The following is a 17,925-nucleotide window of genomic DNA, read 5'->3' as shown; positions in this document are numbered from 1 at the left end:
AGCGGAGCGACATGCGTGCATCGGCCCCTCGGCGATTTGGCATGACGATGGCACCGCCGGTTCGGCCATAGTCACGTCATGTCGCACGCCCCTGGCCGTTCGCTTCTGCTCGTTCCGCTGCTCGGCCTGCTCTGGGGCTTCAACTGGCCAGCTGTTCGCATCTCGCTGACCGAGATCGCACCCTGGACGCTTCGGGCCGGCGGCATGACCTTTGCGGGGCTGGCTCTGGTCGCCATCGGGCTCGCGCGCGGGCAGTCTCTGGCGGTGCCGAGGGGCCAGTGGCTGAGGCTGGCGATCGCCGGTTTCCTTTCGATTGCCGCCTTCAACGTCTTGCTTGCCTTCGCACAGCTTGCTGCGCCCACCTCGCGCGCGGCGATTCTGACCTTCACCATGCCGATCTGGGCGACGCTGCTCGCGCGTTTGGTCCTTGCCGAGCCCTTTGACAGCAGACGCCTCCTCGGACTCGGCCTGGGCGCTGCAGGATTGCTTTGCCTGGGCCTGCCGTTGCTCGCCAGCGGCACATTTTCCATCGGGCTGCTCTACGCCCTGATCGCCAGCGTCAGCTGGGCCCTGGGCACTATCGTCACCAAGCGCTGGCCGGTTTCGGCTCCGGCGCTGACCATCGCCGCCTGGCAGTTGCTGATCGGCGGCGCTGTCGCCGGCATCGGCATGCTGGTCTTCGAGGGGGCGCCCGTTCCCAAGATGCTGGAGGCACAGACCTTCGCCGCGCTGACCTTCCATATCCTGGGAGCACAGGCGCTGGCCTATTTCCTGTGGTTCACGGTGATCGCGCGGCTGCCCGCGGGCATCGCCAGTCTTGGCACGCTGATGGTGCCGGCGGTCGGCGTGCTGGGGTCCGTGCTGCTGCTCGGCGAGCGGCCGACGCCGAGCGACTGGCTCGGCCTCGTGCTGGTGGTCGCCGCATCCGGGACGATCATGCTGCCGCAACGGCTGCGCCAGGCCAAGGCCTTATCGTAGCGGCCAGACCAGCATGATCAGCGGCACGCCGAGCAGGATCACCAGCAGCGACAGCGGCGCGCCGAGCCGCGCGTAGTCGCCGAAACGATACCCGCCCGGGCCCATCACCAGCGTGTTGCACTGGTGGCCGATCGGCGTGAGGAAGTCGCAGGCCGCGCCGATTGCGACCGCCATCAGGAAGGCATCGGGGCTGTAGCCGAGGCTCTTCGCAAAGCTGGCGCCGATCGGCGCCACGACCAGCACTGTCGCGGCGTTGTTCAGGAAGGGCGTCACCGCCATGGCAGAGACGAGAATCAGCGCCAGCGCGCCCCAGCCGGGCAGAAGCATGCCGATACTCGCGAGCCAGCCGGCGAGCAGATCCGTGGTTCCGGTCGAGCGCAAGGTATCGCTGACCGGGATCAGGGCCGCCAGCATGACGAGAATGGGCCATTCGATCGAATCATAGGCGTCGCGCGGCGAGATCGCCCGGAAGGTGACGAGCAGCGCGGCCGCCCCGAAGAACGCGACCGAAACCGGGACGAGGTTGAGGGCGATCGCGACCACGGTCGCAAGCAGGATCGCGCCGGTGATCCAGCCCTTGCGGGCACTGCCGAGCGTCAGCGCACGTCCGACGAGCGGCATCAGGCCGAGTTCGCGCATTCGCTCCGGCAGGATTTTCTCGTCGCCCTGGAGGACGACAACATCGCCGGTGCGCAGGGTGATATTGCGCAGACGTTCCCGGAAGCGCTCGCCGGACCGGCTCACCGCGAGCAGATTGACGCGATAGCGCTCGTGCAGCTCGATCTCGCCAACTGAACGTCCTGTCAGCAGCGAGACGGGGCCGACGATCGCCTCGCTCACCGTGATCTGATCGAGCGTGCCTCTGCTATGGGTGGGGCGCTGGTCGGCATCGAGTTGGAGGCCTCCCTGTGCCACGACGCGCTCGAGCGCCTTGGGCTCGCCGCGCAGCAGCAGGATATCGCCCGGACGGAGGCCGGCATCGGGGAACGGGGCGGACACGCGCGTCTTGGAGCGCAGGATGGCGACGACATCGACCTCGCCCTCCGCAAGGGCCTTGAGCTCCGAGATGGTTTTGCCGGCGAGCGCCGAGCGTTGGGGGACTTGAACCTCGGTGACATAGTCGGAGATGTCGAGCGCCTGTTCGAGCGAGGCCGCGCCTTGCCGGTCGCGCGGCAGCAGCCGGTAGCCCACGCATAGAAACAGGCAGCCGGCGAGCGCGAGACCGAGGCCGACCGGTGCAAAGTCGAACATCTCGAAGGGGCGGCCGGTCAGTTCTTCGCGGACGCGGGCGACGATGATGTTCGGCGAGGTGCCGACCAACGTGACGATGCCGCCGAGCAGTGAAGCGAAGGCCATCGGCATCAGGAAGATGGACGGGGAATTCCCACTCCTCCGCGCGAGCTGGTAGGCGATCGGCAGCATCATCGCGAGCGCACCGATATTCTTGATGATCGCCGACATCACCGCGACCGAGAACACGAGCAGCGTGATCTGCATCTGTGTCGAGCGGACATAGGGAGCGACATGGCTGAGCGCGCGTTCGATGATGCCGGAGCGCGCGACAGCCGCGCTGACGACGAGCGCGCTGCCGACAATGATGACGATATCGTCGGAAAAGCCCTTGAAGGCGTCCTTGGTCGGTACGAGGCCGAGAGCCAGCGCGGCGAGAAGTGCCAGCGCCGCGACGACATCATAGCGGAGTCGGCCCCAGACGAAGAGCACCATCATCATGCCGATGACGGCGATGGAGAAGGATTGATCGAGCGTCATGCAAACCCTGGAGGCCGCGCCTGGGCTGGCGCCTTGATCAACCTTCACATCAGCGGATCGTTCCGCAAGCCTGCAGCGGGATAATCAGTCCTTCAGCGGCGTACGCCGGTTCGCCTCTTCCGGGCGTTCGGTCCAGGTGTCGACCGACATCGTGGGCAGGTCGAAATAGTCGCGTGTCGTGGCATAGCCGTGACCGCCCATGCGGCCGATGGCGTCGAGCCCGACGGGGTCGACATGGAGACGTTCGTCGACGATGTCGGCCCGAAAATGGGCGTAGACGACTTCGCCCAGGATGATCTCGCGCGAGTTGCCGATGCCGAGCGTGGTGTGATGCCGACATTCGAAGGCGGCAGGTGCCTGGCCGATCCAGGGACAGGGCACCTTGACGCCGGGCAAGGCGTCGAGCCCCGCTTCGCGCAATTCGTCGATGCCGGGCGCGAAGGGCACTGCGCAGACATTCATGCCGGCGATGAGCGCGTCAGAGACGATGTTCACGGTGAAGGCGAGGGTATCGCGGACATTGCGACCGGTATCCTTCTGACCGCCGGTCGGGCGATACTCGACGCCGAGCGCCAGGATCGCCGGATCGGCCGAAAGGCAGTTGAAGAAGCTGAACGGAGCGGCGTTGACGATGCCCTGCGCATTGACCGTCGTCACCAGCGCGATCGGGCGTGGCACGACCGCGCCGATCAGGAGCTTGTAGCGCTCGCGCGGCGTGAGTGCCGCGAAATCGAAGGTGACGATCGAGGGCTGGGTGTCGGACCTGGGCTGGACGCGCGGCTGAGCGGTCATGGTGGAGTCAGTCCTTCGCTCAATGCGTAGGGGGCGAGCAGGTCGCGGATATCGCGCTCCGCCCGGGGAGTGAGCAGGGCACGCGTGACGACGGCCTGCAGGTGATGATCCATCAGTTCGGCGGCTTGCTTCGCATCGCCGCGCTTCAGCGCCTCGATCAGCTGCCGGTGCTCGGAGACGGCGCATTCAGAAGAGTGCGGACGGCCGTAGATCGCCAGAACCAGCGAGCAGCGCGAGCTCAGCTCCTGAATATAGCGCAGCAGCAGGACGTTGCCTGTCATCTCGGCGAGCCGGATGTGGAAATCGCCGGAGAGCCGGATCGATTCCGGCCCGTCCTGGCCGTGGGCGGCTTCCTCCTGCCGGACATGGTGCTCGAGCTCGGTGATCTGTGCCGGGGTCAGCCGGCCGGCCAGGGTCTCTGCGACCAGCCGTTCGAGGCTGCGGCGCACGTCGAAGACGTCCCGGGCTTCTTCCAGGGTGGGATAGGCGACCGAGGCGCCACGATTGGGCTTGAGCTCGACCAGGCCCTCGACAGCCAGCCGCCCGAAGGCCTCGCGCACCAGAGTGCGGCTGACGCCGAGCTGTTCGCCGATCGAGTCCTCGGGAAGCTTCATGCCAGGCCGCAGGGCCTGCTCGATGATCGCGCGTCGTAGCGCCTTGTACACGGATTGCGCACGCAATCCATGAGGGCGGGGTTCCGTCGGCATGGTGCGTCTCCGCTCTGGCTCGGCCGTCTCAGCCTCACTCCATGTCACGGGATTCCGCTCCACTCCAGTTTTCCCCTTGTCTGCGATAATCGTATACAATACGATATCTCTATCGTATGCAATATTGATTGTTGATTGCGCACGAGATGCCGCACAATGTGCCAGGGTGGCGCGGGATTGGGCATTCACGAGGGGCAGCGAGCCTGATCGAGCGCCAAAGATGCGCCGCAGGTTCATCGAGAGGAGAGATCGATGAAGAAGCACTGGTTGTTGGCGGCCGTCGCGGTTCTGGCGCTGAACGGCGCGGCTGAGGCGAAGACCCTGAAATGGGGCGCGTCGCGCGAGATCGCCTCGCTCGACCCCTATTCCTATGGCGAGACGTTCACGCTCTCCGTGCTCAATCATGTCTATGAGGGGCTGGTGCGCTACACCGGCGATCTCAAGATCGAGCCGGCCCTGGCGGAATCGTGGGAGACGGTCTCCCCCACGGTCTGGCGCTTCAAGCTGCGTCAGGGCGTGAAGTTCCACAATGGCAACCCCTTCACCGCCGATGACGTGATCGCCTCGCTCGACCGCGTCACGCATGACACCTCGCCGCTCAAGGGCAATTTGCCGGCCTACAAGAGCGCCAAGAAGATCGACGACTACACCGTCGAGCTCGAGGTCAACGGCCCGTACCCGCTGCTGCTGAACGACCTCACCAACATCTTCATCTTCGACAAGGAGTGGATGGAGGCGAACAACACCTCGCTCCCGACCGATTCCGCCAAGGGCGTCAAGGGCTACGCCACCGATAACACCAACGGCACCGGCCCGTTCAAGGTCGAGAGCCGCCGCGCCGACGCCAAGACGGTCTTCATCAAGAACCCGACCTGGTGGGACAAGCCGAAGCACAATATCGACGTTATCGAGTTCACGCCGATCACCTCGGCCTCGACCCGCGTCGCCGCGCTGCTCTCCGGCGAGATCGACTTCACCAATGTCGCGCCCCTGCAGGATCTGCCGCGGCTCGCGGCTTCGCCCGACGTCAAGGTTCTGCAGACCAACGAGCTGCGCTCGGTCTTCTTCGCCTTCAATCTGAAGGATGCGCTGTTCGAGAGCGATGTGAAGGACAAGAACCCCCTCAAGGATATCCGGGTCCGTGAGGCGCTCTATCGCGCGATCGACATCGATGCCGTCCAGAAGCGGGCCATGCGCGGCCTCTCGCGCAATACCGGCGCGCTAGTCGCTCCGGCGATCCCCGGCTACGAGCCGTCCCAGGATGTGCGCCTGCCCTTCGATCTCGAGGGAGCCAAGAAGCTGCTGGCGGCCGCCGGTTATCCCAACGGCTTCTCCTTCCAGTTCAATTGTCAGGCCGACAGCCTGGTCAACGAGGAGGAGTTCTGCCAGGCGGTCGCTTCGATGTGGTCGCGCGCCGGCCTGAAGCCCAATCTCAGCCTCGCCCCGCGCAGCCAGCAGACACCGAAACGCGTCAAGGGCGATTTCGACGTGATCTCCTTTGGCTGGGCCAATGAGCCGATGATCGACGCCTACTCGCTGCTGGTGCAGGTGTTGCGCTCGAAGAGCGGCACGGGCGGCGTGTTCAACTGGGGCAACTGGGGCGATTCGCGCATCGATGCGCTGATCGACAAGGCCGGCGTCGAACTCGACAACGGCAAGCGCGTCCCGATGATGATGGAAGCGCTCAAGATCGCCAAGGCGGAGCATCTCTTCATTCCGCTGCATCAGCAGCCGATGGCCTGGGCGATGCGCAACACGGTGGCCTCGACCGTGCAGGCCTCCGACAACAAGCCGCGCCTGTGGCTGACCGCGCTGAAGTGAGCTGAACCGCATCGACCGGCCGGGAGCGTTCAAGCGCTCCCGGTCCAATACGACCGGAGGGGACGATGCCGGCTTTCCTGCTGAAACGACTGCTGAATGCGGCCGGCGTGATGCTCGCCGTCGCCTTCCTGGCCTTCCTGATCTTCCGCTTCGTCGGCGACCCCGTCGAACTGATGCTGAACGAGCAGGCGAGCCAGGCGCAGCGCGACGAGTTGCGTGTGCGCCTCGGTCTCGATCGCGGTTTCGTCCTGCAATTTGCGACCTTCGTCGGCAACGCAGTGCGCGGCGATTTCGGCATCTCGTATCGCAATCAGCAGGATGTCTTCACGCTGATCATGGAGCGCTTCCCGGCCACCTTCGAACTGGTGCTGGTCGCGACCTTCCTGTCGCTGGCAGTCGGGATTCCACTTGGCGTCTATACGGCGATCAGACGTGACAGCCTGCTGGCCAAGTCGCTGCAATTCGTCTCGGTGCTCGGGGTCTCACTGCCAAGCTTCGCGCTCGGCATCCTGTTCATCCTGCTCTTCTCGGTGACGCTGCAATGGCTGCCGGCCTTCGGCCGCGGCGAGGTGGTGCAGATCGGCTGGTGGAGCACCGGTTTGCTGACGCCGTCCGGCCGGCGCGCCCTGATCCTGCCGGGCATCACGCTCTCACTCTTCCAGATCACCCTGGTGATGCGGCTGGTGCGGGCCGAGATGCTTGAGACGCTGCGCACGGACTTCATCCGTTTCGCCCGGGCGCGGGGGCTGCCGGCTCGTGCGGTGAATTTCCGCCATGCGCTGCGCAACTGCCTGATGCCGGTGATCACGGTAACCGGGCTGCAGATCGGCAACCTGATCGCCTTCGCGCTGGTGACCGAAACCGTCTTCCAATGGCCGGGCATGGGCATGCTCTTCGTCCAGGCCGTGACCTTCGTCGATATCCCGGTGATGGCGGCCTATCTGATCGTCGTCTCCTTCATCTTCGTGTCACTGAACACGCTGGTCGACCTGCTCTACGCCTATGTCGATCCAAGGCTGCGCGAAGATGCGATTTCGGGAGCCGCCAATGCCCGCTAATGTCACTGCCAAGCCCGGCCGCCTGCGCCGCTTTCTCGACAGCGATATCGGCTGGAGCTTCTGCCGCACTCCCGCGGCCTGGCTCTCGACGCTGGTGCTGGTGCTGCTGATCGCGACCGCGTTCCTCGCGCCCCTGATCGCGCCGCAGAACCCGCATGATCTTGCTCAGGTCTTCATCGACAAGGCCGAGATCCCGCCGATCTGGCAGGCAAGCGGGGAGTGGCCGTTCCTGCTCGGCACGGACCCGCAGGGACGCGACGTGCTGTCCGCCATTCTGTACGGCACGCGCGTCTCGCTGCTGATCGGCATCGCAGCGGTGATCGTCTCGATGGGGCTCGGCGTCACGGTCGGGCTGGTCTCGGGCTTCTATGGCGGACGCATCGACAACCTCTTGATGCGGCTCGGCGACACCGTTCTCTCGATCCCGACGCTGCTGATGGCGATCCTGGTCAGCGCGATCTTCCGCGAGTTGCTGCCGCCCGGCCTGCGTGAGCCTTTCGCTGCGGCGGTGCTGGTGGTCTCGATCTCGCTGACCAACTGGGTGCAATATGCGCGCACCGTGCGCGCCTCCACCATGGTCGAACGGCGCAAGGAATACGTGCTCGCCGCGCGCATCATCAAAGTCGCTCCGGCGCGCATCATGCGCCGGCACATCCTGCCGAACACGCTGACGCCGGTGATGGTCGCCGCGACGCTCAATCTCGGTCTGGCGATCCTGTCCGAAGCGACCCTGTCCTTCCTGGGCGTCGGGATGCCGATCACCCAGCCTTCGCTCGGCACGCTGATCCGCATCGGCAACCAGTACCTGTTCTCCGGCTCCTGGTGGCTGGTCGTCTTCCCGTCACTGCAGCTCGGGTTGATCGTGCTCTCGGTCAACCTGCTCGGCGACTGGCTGCGCGACGCGCTGAATCCGAAACTCCGCTGACAAGAAACCGACGAGGAAACGATGGCTGCCGATCTCCTGCTGCGCAATGTCCGCCCGCTTGGCGGCGAAGCGACCGATATCCTGATCGAGAAGGGGCGGATTGTCCGCCTCGGGACCGACCTTGCCGCGCCGGCTGGCGTCGCGGTCGAGGATGGCCGCAATGAGATCCTGCTGCCCGGCCTGGTCGAGGCTCACACCCATCTCGACAAGAGCCTGTGGGGCCTGCCCTGGTACAAGAACGAGGTCGGCCCGAAGCTTCTCGACAAGATCGACAATGAGCGGCTGAACAAGCGTCGGCTCGGCATCGACCCCTATCAGCAATCGGCCCGCCAGAGCATCCAGTCCTCGCTGAAGGGTTCGACCCATATCCGCAGCCATATCGACATCGATACCGACCACGGCATGTGGGGCGTCGAGGGCGTGATGAAGATGCGCGACGATTATCGCGACATCATCGACGTCGAGATCGTCGCCTTCCCGCAGTCCGGCATGCTGCGCCGGCCGGGCACGCTGGAGTTGATGGACGAGGCGATGAAGCTCGGCGCGGAGGTGGTCGGCGGCCTCGATCCCTGCACGATCGACCGTGATCCCAAGGGGCATCTCGACGCCGTGTTCGCGCTCTGCCAGCGCTATGGCAAGCCTCTCGACATCCACCTGCATGAGCCGGGTGAGGTCGGCGCCTTCTCGATGGACATGATCATCGAGCGTACACGGGCGCTCGGCATGAAGGGCAAGGTCACGATCAGCCATGCCTTCTGCCTCGGCACGCCGGACCCCGCGCTGATCGATCCGCTGATCGCCCAGCTCGCCGAACTCGACATCGCGATCATGACGACGGCGCCGGCGAGCCGGCCGGCCCCTCCGGTGAAGCGGCTGATCGAGGCCGGCATCCGGGTCTGCTCCGGCTCCGACGGCATCCGCGACACCTGGGGCCCATACGGCAATGCCGACATGCTGGAGCGCGCCATGTTCGTCGGCCTGCGCAACAACTTCCGGCGCGATGACGAACTCCGGATCGCCCTCGACGTCTGCACCATCGAGGGGGCCAAGGTGATGGAGCTCGACGGCTATGGGGTGAACCAGGGCTGCCGGGCCGATCTCGTGCTCGTGCCCGGCGAGACGCTGGCCGAGGCGATCGTGACCCGCTCGCCGAAGCGCCGCGTCGTCAAGGGCGGCAAGGTCGTCGCGCGCGACGGCGTCTCGATCAAGAGCGCACCCTGATGCTGCAAGCTGCGCCGCACCCCAAGGGCAAGATCCTGCTGACCGCGCGCTGGCTCGTCGGCCACCGCGACGGCCGCCACCGGCTCATCGAGAATGGCGAGATCGTCTTCGAGAATGGCGAGGTGGTCTTCATTGGCCACCGCTTCCCCGGCGAGGTCGTGCGCCGGATCGATTACGGCAACGCGCTGATCGGACCCGGTTTCGTCGATCTCGACGCGCTCTCCGATCTCGACACCACCATCCTCGCCTATGACAACCAACCAGCCTGGAAAAAGGGGCGTGTCTGGCCGCGTTCCTATATCGAGGCCGGCCCGGTCGAGATGTATTCGCGGGAGCAGCTTGCCTTCCAGAAGTATCATGCCTTCGCGACGTTGATCCGCAACGGCATCACCACGGCGCTGCCGATCGCCTCGCTGTTCTACCGGCAATGGGGCGAGACGCCGGAGGAGTTCTCCGACGCGGCCGAAGCCGCGGCCAAACTCGGCCTGCGCGCCTATCTTGGCCCGGCTTATCGCACCGGGAACCAGGTGGTCGAGGCCGATGGCAGGATCACGACGGCTTATGACGAACCGCGCGGCCTTGCCGAGCTTGCAGCGGCGATCGCCTTCTGCGAGCGCTTCGAAGGCGCCGCCGGTGGACTTGTCCGTACCATGCTGGCGCCGGACCGGATCGAGACCTCGACCGCCGAACTGCTTCGGCGCACCGCGGAAGCCGGCCGCGCGCTCGGCGTGCCGGTGCGCTTGCATTGCTGCCAGTCGAAGATCGAATACGATCTCGTGCTGGCGCAGCACGGCATGAGCCCACCGGAATGGCTGGAGAAGCTCGGCTTTCTGACCGAGCGGACGCTGCTGCCTCACGGGACCTATGTCTCCGGCAGCAGGCTCATTACTCGGCCCGGCCGCGATCTCGAGATCATCCGCGATGCCGGTTCGACCATCGTGCATTGCCCGCTGGTCTCCGGACGCCATGGCAATACCATCGATCATTTCGGACGCTATCGCGAGATGGGCCTGAACCTCGGCCTCGGCACCGATACCAGCCCGCCGGACATGATCATGAACATGCAGGTCGGCATGATCCTCGCCCGCACCATGGCCGGCAGTTCGGCTGGCGTCCGCAGCGAGGACTATTACGACGCAGCGACTATTGGCGGTGCCGATGCGCTTGGCCGCCCCGATCTCGGCAGGCTCCAGCCCGGCGCGCGGGCCGATATCACGGTCTTCGATCTCGACCGGCCGCATCTCGGCCAGGTCATCGATCCAATCCAGACCATGCTGCTCGCCGGACACGGCCGCGACTTCGCGACGGTGATCATCGACGGCCGTTTCGTCATGGAGGACCGGGAGATCCCAGGCGTCGATGAAGCCGCCGACAAGCGGCGCGCGCAGGACCAGTTCGAAGGCGTGATGGCGCAGTATCCGAGCCGGACACACGGCCACCCGCCGGCTTCCGAGATCTTCTCGTCAAGCTACCCGGTCGAACGCGTGGAGGAGAGAACATGACCGCCATGGCCGTTCCCCAGCCGCTGCTCTCGGTGCGAGACCTCAAGGTCGTCTTCGACGGCCGGCATGGCCCGCTGACGGCGCTCGACGGCGTTTCGCTCGATATCGCGCCGGGCGAGATCCTTGGCGTTGTCGGCGAGTCGGGGGCGGGCAAATCCCTGACCGGCACCGCGGTGATCGGCCTGCTCGATCCGCCCGGCCGGGTTGCGGGGGGCAGCATCCATCTCAACGGCCGGCGCATCGACAATCTCCCGGCCGAGGCAATGCGCCTCGTGCGGGGAAAGGAGATCGGTGCGATCTTCCAGGATCCGCTGACCTCCCTCCATCCGCTGCTCCGGGTCGGGGATCAGATCGTCGAGACGATCCTGGCGCATCTGCCGGTCAGTCGCGGCGAGGCGCGAGCACGGGCGCTCCAGCTTCTCAAGGAAGTCGGCATTCCCGCCGCCGAAATGCGGATCGACCACTATCCGCATCAGTTCTCGGGCGGCATGCGCCAGCGCGTGGTGATCGCGCTGGCTCTTTGCGCCGAACCCAAGCTGATCATCGCGGACGAACCGACGACGGCGCTCGACGTTTCGATCCAGGCGCAGATCATGAGCCTGCTCAAGCGGCTCTGCCGCGAGCATGGCACGGCAATCATGCTGGTAACGCACGACATGGGCGTGATCGCCGAGACCTCAGACAGGGTCGCGGTGATGTATGCCGGACGGGTTGTCGAGGTCGGCCCCGTGAAGGAGGTGACGCGCCGCCCGAGCCACCCCTATACGGCGGGGCTGATGGCCTCGATCCCGAGCGTGCATGAGCGCCATCGCCATCTCAACCAGATCGACGGCGCGATGCCGCGACTGAACGCCATTCCGAAGGGCTGCGCCTTCAACCCGCGGTGCGGGTCATGCCGCGATCGCTGCCGCGACGAACGGCCTTCGCTGGGCGCGGGGCTCCATATCGCTGCCTGCCATTTCCCCTTGCGCGAGTTGGTTCATGGCTGAAACCGAAACCATTCTCGAGGTGAAGGCGGCGTCGTGCCGCTTCGACGTCTCGGCGCCCTGGCTGTCCCGTCTGGCCTCGCATCAGCCGCGCCGTGTGCTGCGGGCAGTCGAGGATATCTCGTTCACGGTCCAGCGCGGCACGACCTTCAGCATCGTCGGCGAGTCCGGCTGCGGGAAATCGACGCTGGCACGCATGATCGTTGGGCTGCAGCGCCCGACCGAGGGCAGCTTGCGCTTTGCCGATATCCGCCGCATCGATGGCAGCTTCGGTCCACCGCGCGTCCAGATGATCTTCCAGGATCCCTATGCAAGCCTGAATCCGCGCTGGCGCGTCGGCGACATCATTGCCGAACCGATCCGCGAGCTAAAGCTGCGTGACGATGACGCCGCGGTGACGGGGCGTGTCGGCGACCTGCTCGAGATCGTCGGCCTGTCTCGCGCCGATGCCCGGCGCTTCCCGCATGAATTCTCCGGCGGCCAGCGGCAGCGCATCTCGATCGCCCGGGCTCTGGCGACAGAAGCTGATTTCCTGGTCTGCGACGAGCCGACCTCGGCGCTCGACGTCTCCGTGCAGGCACAGATCCTCAATCTCATGGTGAGGCTGCAGGCCGAGTTCGGCCTGACCTATCTCTTCATCAGCCATAATCTGTCGGTGGTTCGGCACATGTCCGACCATCTGGCGATCATGTATCTCGGCCGCTTCGTCGAGGCCGGGCCTGCCGATGGGGTCTTCAACCAGCCGCGCCATCCCTATACGCGGCTGCTGCTCGACACGATTCCCGATGTCGAGAGGCCGAACAGGGAGCGCAAGCCAATGTCGGGCGAGGTGCCTAGCCCGATCGCACCGCCAAGTGGCTGTGCGTTTCACCCGCGCTGCGCGAGCGCCGTCGAGCGGTGCTCGCAGCAACGCCCTGTGCTGCGCGATTTCGGCGATCTCCAGCTCGCTTGCGACCGGGTGTGATCGTCGTGTCAAGGGCAGGTTAACGGCGGAGCTGGCCGTTAACGGGCGATTTACCGTGTTTTGCCTAGGGTGAGCCAGGCTTCCTCTGGTCGCGGACATATCTCGCCATGCAAGCACAGGCGCTCAAGCTGCCGGAGCCGGCCAATGAGGATGTGCTCGATGGAGCTGCGGCCGCCCGCGCCATTGGCGAGATCGCGGAGCGCTTCGGCAAGCTCGGAGTCGAGATCACGGATATTTCCGGCCGTATCGGCGATGTCACACGGCAGCTCGAAGGCCAGGCCGAAGGGCTGCATCGCGTCGTTGCGTCCGTCGAGCAGGTTTCGCGCTCCAATCGATCGATCCAGAATTCGGCCGAAGAAGCCCAGAAGGCGGCTTCAGTCGTCAAGAGCGGGCTGGAACGCGTCACGGGAGCGGTCCGGCAAGGATTGAATGCCGCCCAGAGCGATATCGAGACGCTGAGCCAGGGGGCTGAATCGATTTCGACCGCGCTTGCCGAGGCTGTCACCAACGCCCACAAGGTTCGCGAGGCGAGCGACGCCATCCAGACGATCACGCGCGAGATCCAGCTGCTCTCGATCAATGCCGGTGTCGAAGCGGCGCGGAGTGGTTCGGCCGGGCGGGGCTTCGCCGTCATCGCGGCAGCGGTGAAGCAACTGGCCGAGCAGACGCGTGAAGCCACCGCGCTCAGCACCAGGCAGCTCGACGCGCTTGTGGAGACCGTCGATCAACTTTCTCGCCGCAGCGTCGAGAACGCAGCGGTGGCCCGCCGCGCGAGTGAGGAGAGCAGGGGAATATCCCTGCAGGTCGGCGAGCTCGACATTTTCGGCCGTTCCGTGGTCGGGTTGATTGGCGATATCGATGCGATCTCGAACCCGACGCGGGAGAATGCCATCGCCTTCGCCAAGGTTGGAGAGGATCTGAAGGCACTGGTCGCCGGTGTCGACCAGTCGAGCGGCAATCTCGATCTCGCCTCAGGCCGGGCGGCTTCGCTCGTCTCGATCAGCGAGGCGATCCTCGGCTCGATTGCGGCCTCCGGCGTGCGCACGGCGCAGTCGGAACTGATCGCCACCGCGATGGAGACGGCGCAAACCATTTCCCGCCTCTTCGAGGATGCCGTCGCGCGAGGCGAAGTCACGATCGCTGATCTCTTCGACGAAGCCTATCGCCCGATCGGGGGCTCGGATCCCCTGCAGCATATGACGCGTTTCGTCGCGCTGACCGATCGCCTGCTGCCGCCGCTCCAGGAAAAGCTGCTGGCCGCAAACAAGCGCATCGTGTTCTGCGCGGCGGTCGATCGCAACGGCTTTCTGCCTACCCATAATCGCAAGTATTCGCAGGCACAGGGAAGGGATTCCGTCTGGAACAATGCCAATTGCCGGAACCGCCGCATCTTCGCCGACCGCACCGGATTGGCGGCCGCCCGCAACCAGAAGCCCTTCCTGCTGCAGACCTATCGGCGCGACATGGGCGGCGGCCAGTTTCTCGTCATGGAGGACCTTTCGGCGCCGATCTGGATCAAGGGACGTCACTGGGGTGGTTTTCGCTTCGGTCTGAGCGTTTGAGGCACACGCATTAACGGCCTGTGAGCGTTCCTGCAGGCAAGACTATGCGCAGCGCCAGGATGGCGCGTCGGGTTGAGTGAGTGTCCGGTCCAGCGTCATGCATATCGCGCCGTCTTTTCCCAATCTCTCGGTCCTGCTGATCGATAGCAGCGCGCATTACCGGCGCATCGTCCGGACAATGCTCTACCAGGCGTCGCTCCATCGCATCTTCGAGGCAGCGGATCTGTCCTCGGCCGCAACGATGTTCATTCAAAAGCAGCCGAACATCGTGGTCCTGGACTGGGACCTGCCCGATTCCGGCAGCGTCAAATGCCTGGCGTCGATCCGTTCGTTCAAGACTTCGCCCTTCGCCAAGGCCCCGGTTCTGGTGATGATGGAGCGCCCCGACCGCCGCTCGGTGGTGCAGGCGGCCAAGCTTGGGGCCCACGAGATCATCACCAAACCGATTTCGCCAAACGCGCTCTGGCTGCACCTGTCCGGGATCATCAACATCCCGCGCAAGTACAAGGAGCAGAACGGCAGCATCTCGCTCGTTCCGCGCGCCATCAGCAACGCCATGTTCTAACCTCACGTGCCTTGGAAACGCCCAAAGCGTTGACGCCGGGGTGCGCTGATTAGCGAAATTTTTACCAATCTGGCGTGATCTTCCATCCGCCAATCATGGGTCCCGCCGCCGTGGTCATCACCGTCTCGCTTCCAGCCTTTCTCGGTCGTTCCGAGGCGGCAGCCTTTCGCAATCAGCTGCTCGTCGCGCTGGAGCAGAAGGAGAGCATCGCCGTCGAATGCGCTGGAGCTGGCCCTCTGCCCAGCCTCTGGATTCAGTTGCTCCATGCCGCTGCGACCAGCGCGCAGGCAAAGGGGCTCAGCGTCACTCTCAAAGCGGCCTCGGAAGAGTGCCGCCAGTCCCTGCAGGCGATCGGCTTCGATCCTGCCCAAAGCGCTCTCGCCCTGGAGTGATATCGATGCGAATCCTGGCCATCGACGATACGAAGACCCTGCTCAGTCTGCTCAGCCTGACGCTCCGCACTGCCGGACATGAGGTGGCGGAAGCGGAGAACGGCGAGGAAGGCCTGGTCAAGTTCGACCAGTTCCAGCCCGATCTGGTGATCACCGACCTCAACATGCCGTTGATGGACGGAATCGAGTTTACGCGCGCCTGCCGCGCTCGGCCGGCCGGCCAGAACACGCCGATCATCGTGCTGACGACCGAAAATGGCGCCGAGATCAAGGCGGAGGGCCGGCGCGCCGGCGCCAGCGCCTGGATGGTCAAGCCGTTCGAGCCCAACACCCTGCTCGGCCTCGTTGCTCGCTATCAGAACTAAGGCTGGCTGATGGATCCGTTAGCGGAACTCAAACAAACGTTCTTCCAGGAATGCGAAGAGCTTCTCGGCGCGCTGGAACAGAAGCTTCAGGCGCTTGATGAGGGCTCGCGCGAGCCCGAGGACGTCAACGCCGCATTTCGCGCGATCCATTCGATCAAGGGCGGGGCGGGGGCCTTCGGTTGCACCGAGCTCGTTGCCTTCGCCCATGTCTTCGAGGCGTCGCTCGATCATTTGCGTTCGGGACGTGTCGCGATCGAGGACGCCCCCTTCGGCCTGTTCCTGCGCTGCTCGGATGCTGTTGCCGATCTGGTGTCGGCCGCGCGCAATGACGAGCCGGCCCGGCCGCGTCCGGATCTGCTTGAGGCGCTGGAACGTGTCGGGCAGGCTGAACCCGTCGCGGCAGCTCCGGCTGCTGCTGCATCCGCAGCTTCCGTACCCTCGGCCCCAGTGCCCGCAAGCGATGATGCCCCGCCCGGCATCGCAGCGCTCGGCAATCTGCTTGCGATGGTCGAGGCGAAGTCCGCTGCATCAGTGAAGCCGGTCGATGACGGCTGGGACGACGAGCCGGCCGCTGCCGTCGCTCTCGGCGAGTCGGTGAAGGCCGGTAGCGAGATCTGCCTGCGCATCACGCCGGATCGCGACCTTTTCCGTCGCGTGATCGAGCCCCGCGTCGTGCTGGCGGCCCTGCCACCGGGGGACATTGTTTCCGTCTCCTGCGACTTGAGCCATGTGCCGTCGCTGGAGGAACTCGACGTCACCGATTGCTGGATGCGCTTTGCCGTGAACCTGCGCACGCAGATGTCGGTCGAAGAGTTGCACGGCAAGTTCGATTTCACCCTCGCGACCGAGGAGTTCGAGATCGAGGCGATGCCCGAACCGGCCAATGACGATGTGGCTTCGTTCGCGCCAGCTGTTGCCGTCGATGCAGAGGTGCCGCAGTCGGTTGCGGCCGATCTCTCGGCGATCCTCGCGAAGCTCGGCCCTGCTCCAGCCGCTGCGCCGGAACCCGTTCCTGTGCAGGCCCCCGCCCCGCCCCCGGTCGAGGCCGCGGCTCCGGCCGTGCCGCGTCCTGCCCTTCGTGCGCCTGCCAATGATGCTCCTGCGGCACGTCAACGCCAGGCGGTCAGCGTTCGTGTCGACCTCGACCGCATCGACAAGCTGATGAATCTTGTCGGCGAGATCGTCATTACCCAGTCCATGCTGGTCGAATGCGTGCGCTCGCTGCCCTACGACGTCTATGCCAAGACCGCCGAGGGCATCCTGACGCTGTCGCGCCAGACGCGCGAGTTGCAGGACCACGTCATGGCGGTGCGCGCGCAGCCGGTGAAAGCCGTGTTCCAGCGCATGCCGCGCCTCGTCCGCGAGCTTGCGCAGACCCTCGGCAAGGAAGTGCGCCTGGTGCTCGAAGGCGAGAACACCGAGGTCGACAAGACGATCATCGAGGAGCTCGCCGATCCGCTGACCCACATGATCCGCAATTCGATGGATCATGGCCTGGAGACGCCCGAAGAGCGCAGGGCGGCAGGCAAGGGGCCGGAGGGCACGATCCAGCTCACAGCCGAGCATCGGGCCGGGCGCATCGTGATCTCCGTCACCGATGACGGGCGCGGCATCAATCGCGAGAAGCTTCTTGGCAAGGCCCGCTCGCGCGGTCTCGTCGGGCCCGATGAAAAACTCGCGCCCGAGGAGATCGACCAGCTGATCTTCGCCGCCGGGCTTTCGACCGCAGAGGCCGTCAGCGACATCTCGGGCCGCGGCGTCGGCATGGATGTGGTGCGGCGCAATGTCGAATCGCTTGGCGGGCGCATCAGCGTCGATTCCGAGCCCGGCCGGGGCTGCAAATTCACCTTGGCGCTGCCGCTGACGCTCGCCGTGCTCGAGGGCATGGTGATCCGCTGCGGTGACGATCGCTACGTCATTCCGATTGCGAGCGTGATCGAGACCCAGCATCTCGCCAATACGCCGATCGAGCATCTCACCTTCGGCCAGGAGGTCCTGCGCTGGCGCGGAGAGGTGACACCGCTGTACCGGCTCGGCGCCGTGATGGGCTCGTCCGGGCAGCGCGACGAGAACATCATCATCATCGCCGAAACCGAGCGCGGCGGTAATGTCGGAATTGCGGTCGACGAGATCGTCGGCCAGCAGCAGGTCGTCGTGAAGAGCCTTGAGGCGAATTACGGCGCGGTCAACGGCGCATCCGCCGCGACCATCCTTGGCGACGGCCTCGTCGCCCTGATCCTCGATGTCGACTCGATGCTGAGACTGGCCGCGACCGGCGGCCGGCAACCCGTTCCCGAACTGAAAATGGCTGGATGAA

The 17,925-nt window shown here is 65.3% G+C and carries 16 protein-coding genes; 13 read left to right on the top strand and 3 right to left on the bottom strand.

The annotated features are described in order from the left end of the window. Positions 1–78: 78 nt before the first annotated feature. On the top strand, positions 79–978 hold the full coding sequence (locus FG93_RS07750) for a DMT family transporter (RefSeq protein WP_043233438.1): 900 nt from the start codon (positions 79–81) through the stop codon (positions 976–978). Here FG93_RS07750 and FG93_RS07745 read toward each other — a convergent pair. The 3 genes from FG93_RS07745 to FG93_RS07735 all read right to left on the bottom strand — a co-directional run bounded on the left by FG93_RS07745 (position 970) and on the right by FG93_RS07735 (position 4,247). Then, positions 970–2,748, bottom strand: a complete 1,779-nt coding sequence (locus tag FG93_RS07745; RefSeq protein WP_043233435.1) for an SLC13 family permease — start codon at positions 2,746–2,748, stop codon at positions 970–972. The genes FG93_RS07750 and FG93_RS07745 overlap by 9 nt on opposite strands. 84 nt (positions 2,749–2,832) lie before the next feature. Continuing rightward, positions 2,833–3,540 (bottom strand): flavin reductase family protein, encoded by a 708-nt coding sequence (locus FG93_RS07740; protein ID WP_200878087.1) that lies wholly within the window; start codon positions 3,538–3,540, stop codon positions 2,833–2,835. Next, the gene (locus FG93_RS07735) at positions 3,537–4,247 is read right to left on the bottom strand and encodes a GntR family transcriptional regulator (RefSeq protein WP_052513480.1); all 711 of its coding nucleotides are present in this window, start codon (positions 4,245–4,247) and stop codon (positions 3,537–3,539) included. The genes FG93_RS07740 and FG93_RS07735 overlap by 4 nt, the downstream gene beginning before the upstream one ends. A gap of 252 nt (positions 4,248–4,499) precedes the next feature. Between FG93_RS07735 and FG93_RS07730 the strand changes: the two genes are divergently transcribed. The 12 genes from FG93_RS07730 (at position 4,500) to FG93_RS07675 (ending at position 17,924) form a co-directional block, all read left to right on the top strand. Further along, positions 4,500–6,068 (top strand): ABC transporter substrate-binding protein, encoded by a 1,569-nt coding sequence (locus FG93_RS07730; RefSeq protein ID WP_043233432.1) that lies wholly within the window; start codon positions 4,500–4,502, stop codon positions 6,066–6,068. A gap of 65 nt (positions 6,069–6,133) precedes the next feature. Further along, the gene (locus FG93_RS07725; protein ID WP_043233429.1) at positions 6,134–7,126 is read left to right on the top strand and encodes an ABC transporter permease; all 993 of its coding nucleotides are present in this window, start codon (positions 6,134–6,136) and stop codon (positions 7,124–7,126) included. After that, positions 7,116–8,051, top strand: a complete 936-nt coding sequence (locus FG93_RS07720) for an ABC transporter permease (RefSeq protein ID WP_043233428.1) — start codon at positions 7,116–7,118, stop codon at positions 8,049–8,051. The genes FG93_RS07725 and FG93_RS07720 overlap by 11 nt, the downstream gene beginning before the upstream one ends. Positions 8,052–8,072: 21 nt before the next feature. Continuing rightward, on the top strand, positions 8,073–9,272 hold the full coding sequence (locus FG93_RS07715) for an amidohydrolase family protein (protein WP_043233426.1): 1,200 nt from the start codon (positions 8,073–8,075) through the stop codon (positions 9,270–9,272). Then, the gene (locus FG93_RS07710; RefSeq protein ID WP_052513479.1) at positions 9,272–10,774 is read left to right on the top strand and encodes an amidohydrolase family protein; all 1,503 of its coding nucleotides are present in this window, start codon (positions 9,272–9,274) and stop codon (positions 10,772–10,774) included. Before FG93_RS07715 ends, FG93_RS07710 begins: the two co-directional genes overlap by 1 nt. Then, positions 10,771–11,763, top strand: a complete 993-nt coding sequence (locus FG93_RS07705; protein WP_244448528.1) for an ABC transporter ATP-binding protein — start codon at positions 10,771–10,773, stop codon at positions 11,761–11,763. Before FG93_RS07710 ends, FG93_RS07705 begins: the two co-directional genes overlap by 4 nt. Continuing rightward, positions 11,756–12,724: an ABC transporter ATP-binding protein gene (locus FG93_RS07700; RefSeq protein WP_052513478.1), complete on the top strand. Its 969-nt coding sequence runs from the start codon at positions 11,756–11,758 to the stop codon at positions 12,722–12,724. Before FG93_RS07705 ends, FG93_RS07700 begins: the two co-directional genes overlap by 8 nt. A 107-nt stretch (positions 12,725–12,831) precedes the next feature. Beyond that, a complete protein-coding gene (locus FG93_RS07695; RefSeq protein ID WP_081881374.1) occupies positions 12,832–14,286 on the top strand; it encodes a methyl-accepting chemotaxis protein in 1,455 nt (484 codons plus the stop codon). Positions 14,287–14,362: 76 nt separating this feature from the next. Next, the gene (locus FG93_RS07690; protein ID WP_141740141.1) at positions 14,363–14,851 is read left to right on the top strand and encodes a PleD family two-component system response regulator; all 489 of its coding nucleotides are present in this window, start codon (positions 14,363–14,365) and stop codon (positions 14,849–14,851) included. Between the two features lie 95 nt (positions 14,852–14,946). Then, a complete protein-coding gene (locus FG93_RS07685; protein ID WP_043233421.1) occupies positions 14,947–15,243 on the top strand; it encodes an STAS domain-containing protein in 297 nt (98 codons plus the stop codon). Positions 15,244–15,248: 5 nt separating this feature from the next. Continuing rightward, positions 15,249–15,608, top strand: a complete 360-nt coding sequence (locus FG93_RS07680) for a response regulator (RefSeq protein ID WP_043233420.1) — start codon at positions 15,249–15,251, stop codon at positions 15,606–15,608. A gap of 9 nt (positions 15,609–15,617) precedes the next feature. Continuing rightward, positions 15,618–17,924 (top strand): chemotaxis protein CheA, encoded by a 2,307-nt coding sequence (locus FG93_RS07675; RefSeq protein WP_043233419.1) that lies wholly within the window; start codon positions 15,618–15,620, stop codon positions 17,922–17,924. The last annotated feature ends 1 nt before the right edge of the window (position 17,925 follow it).

The organism is Allobosea sp. LC85, assembly GCF_000735605.1.
In the GTDB taxonomy this organism is placed as follows: domain Bacteria; phylum Pseudomonadota; class Alphaproteobacteria; order Rhizobiales; family Beijerinckiaceae; genus Allobosea.
This window is presented reverse-complemented; position numbering and strand designations above follow the sequence as displayed.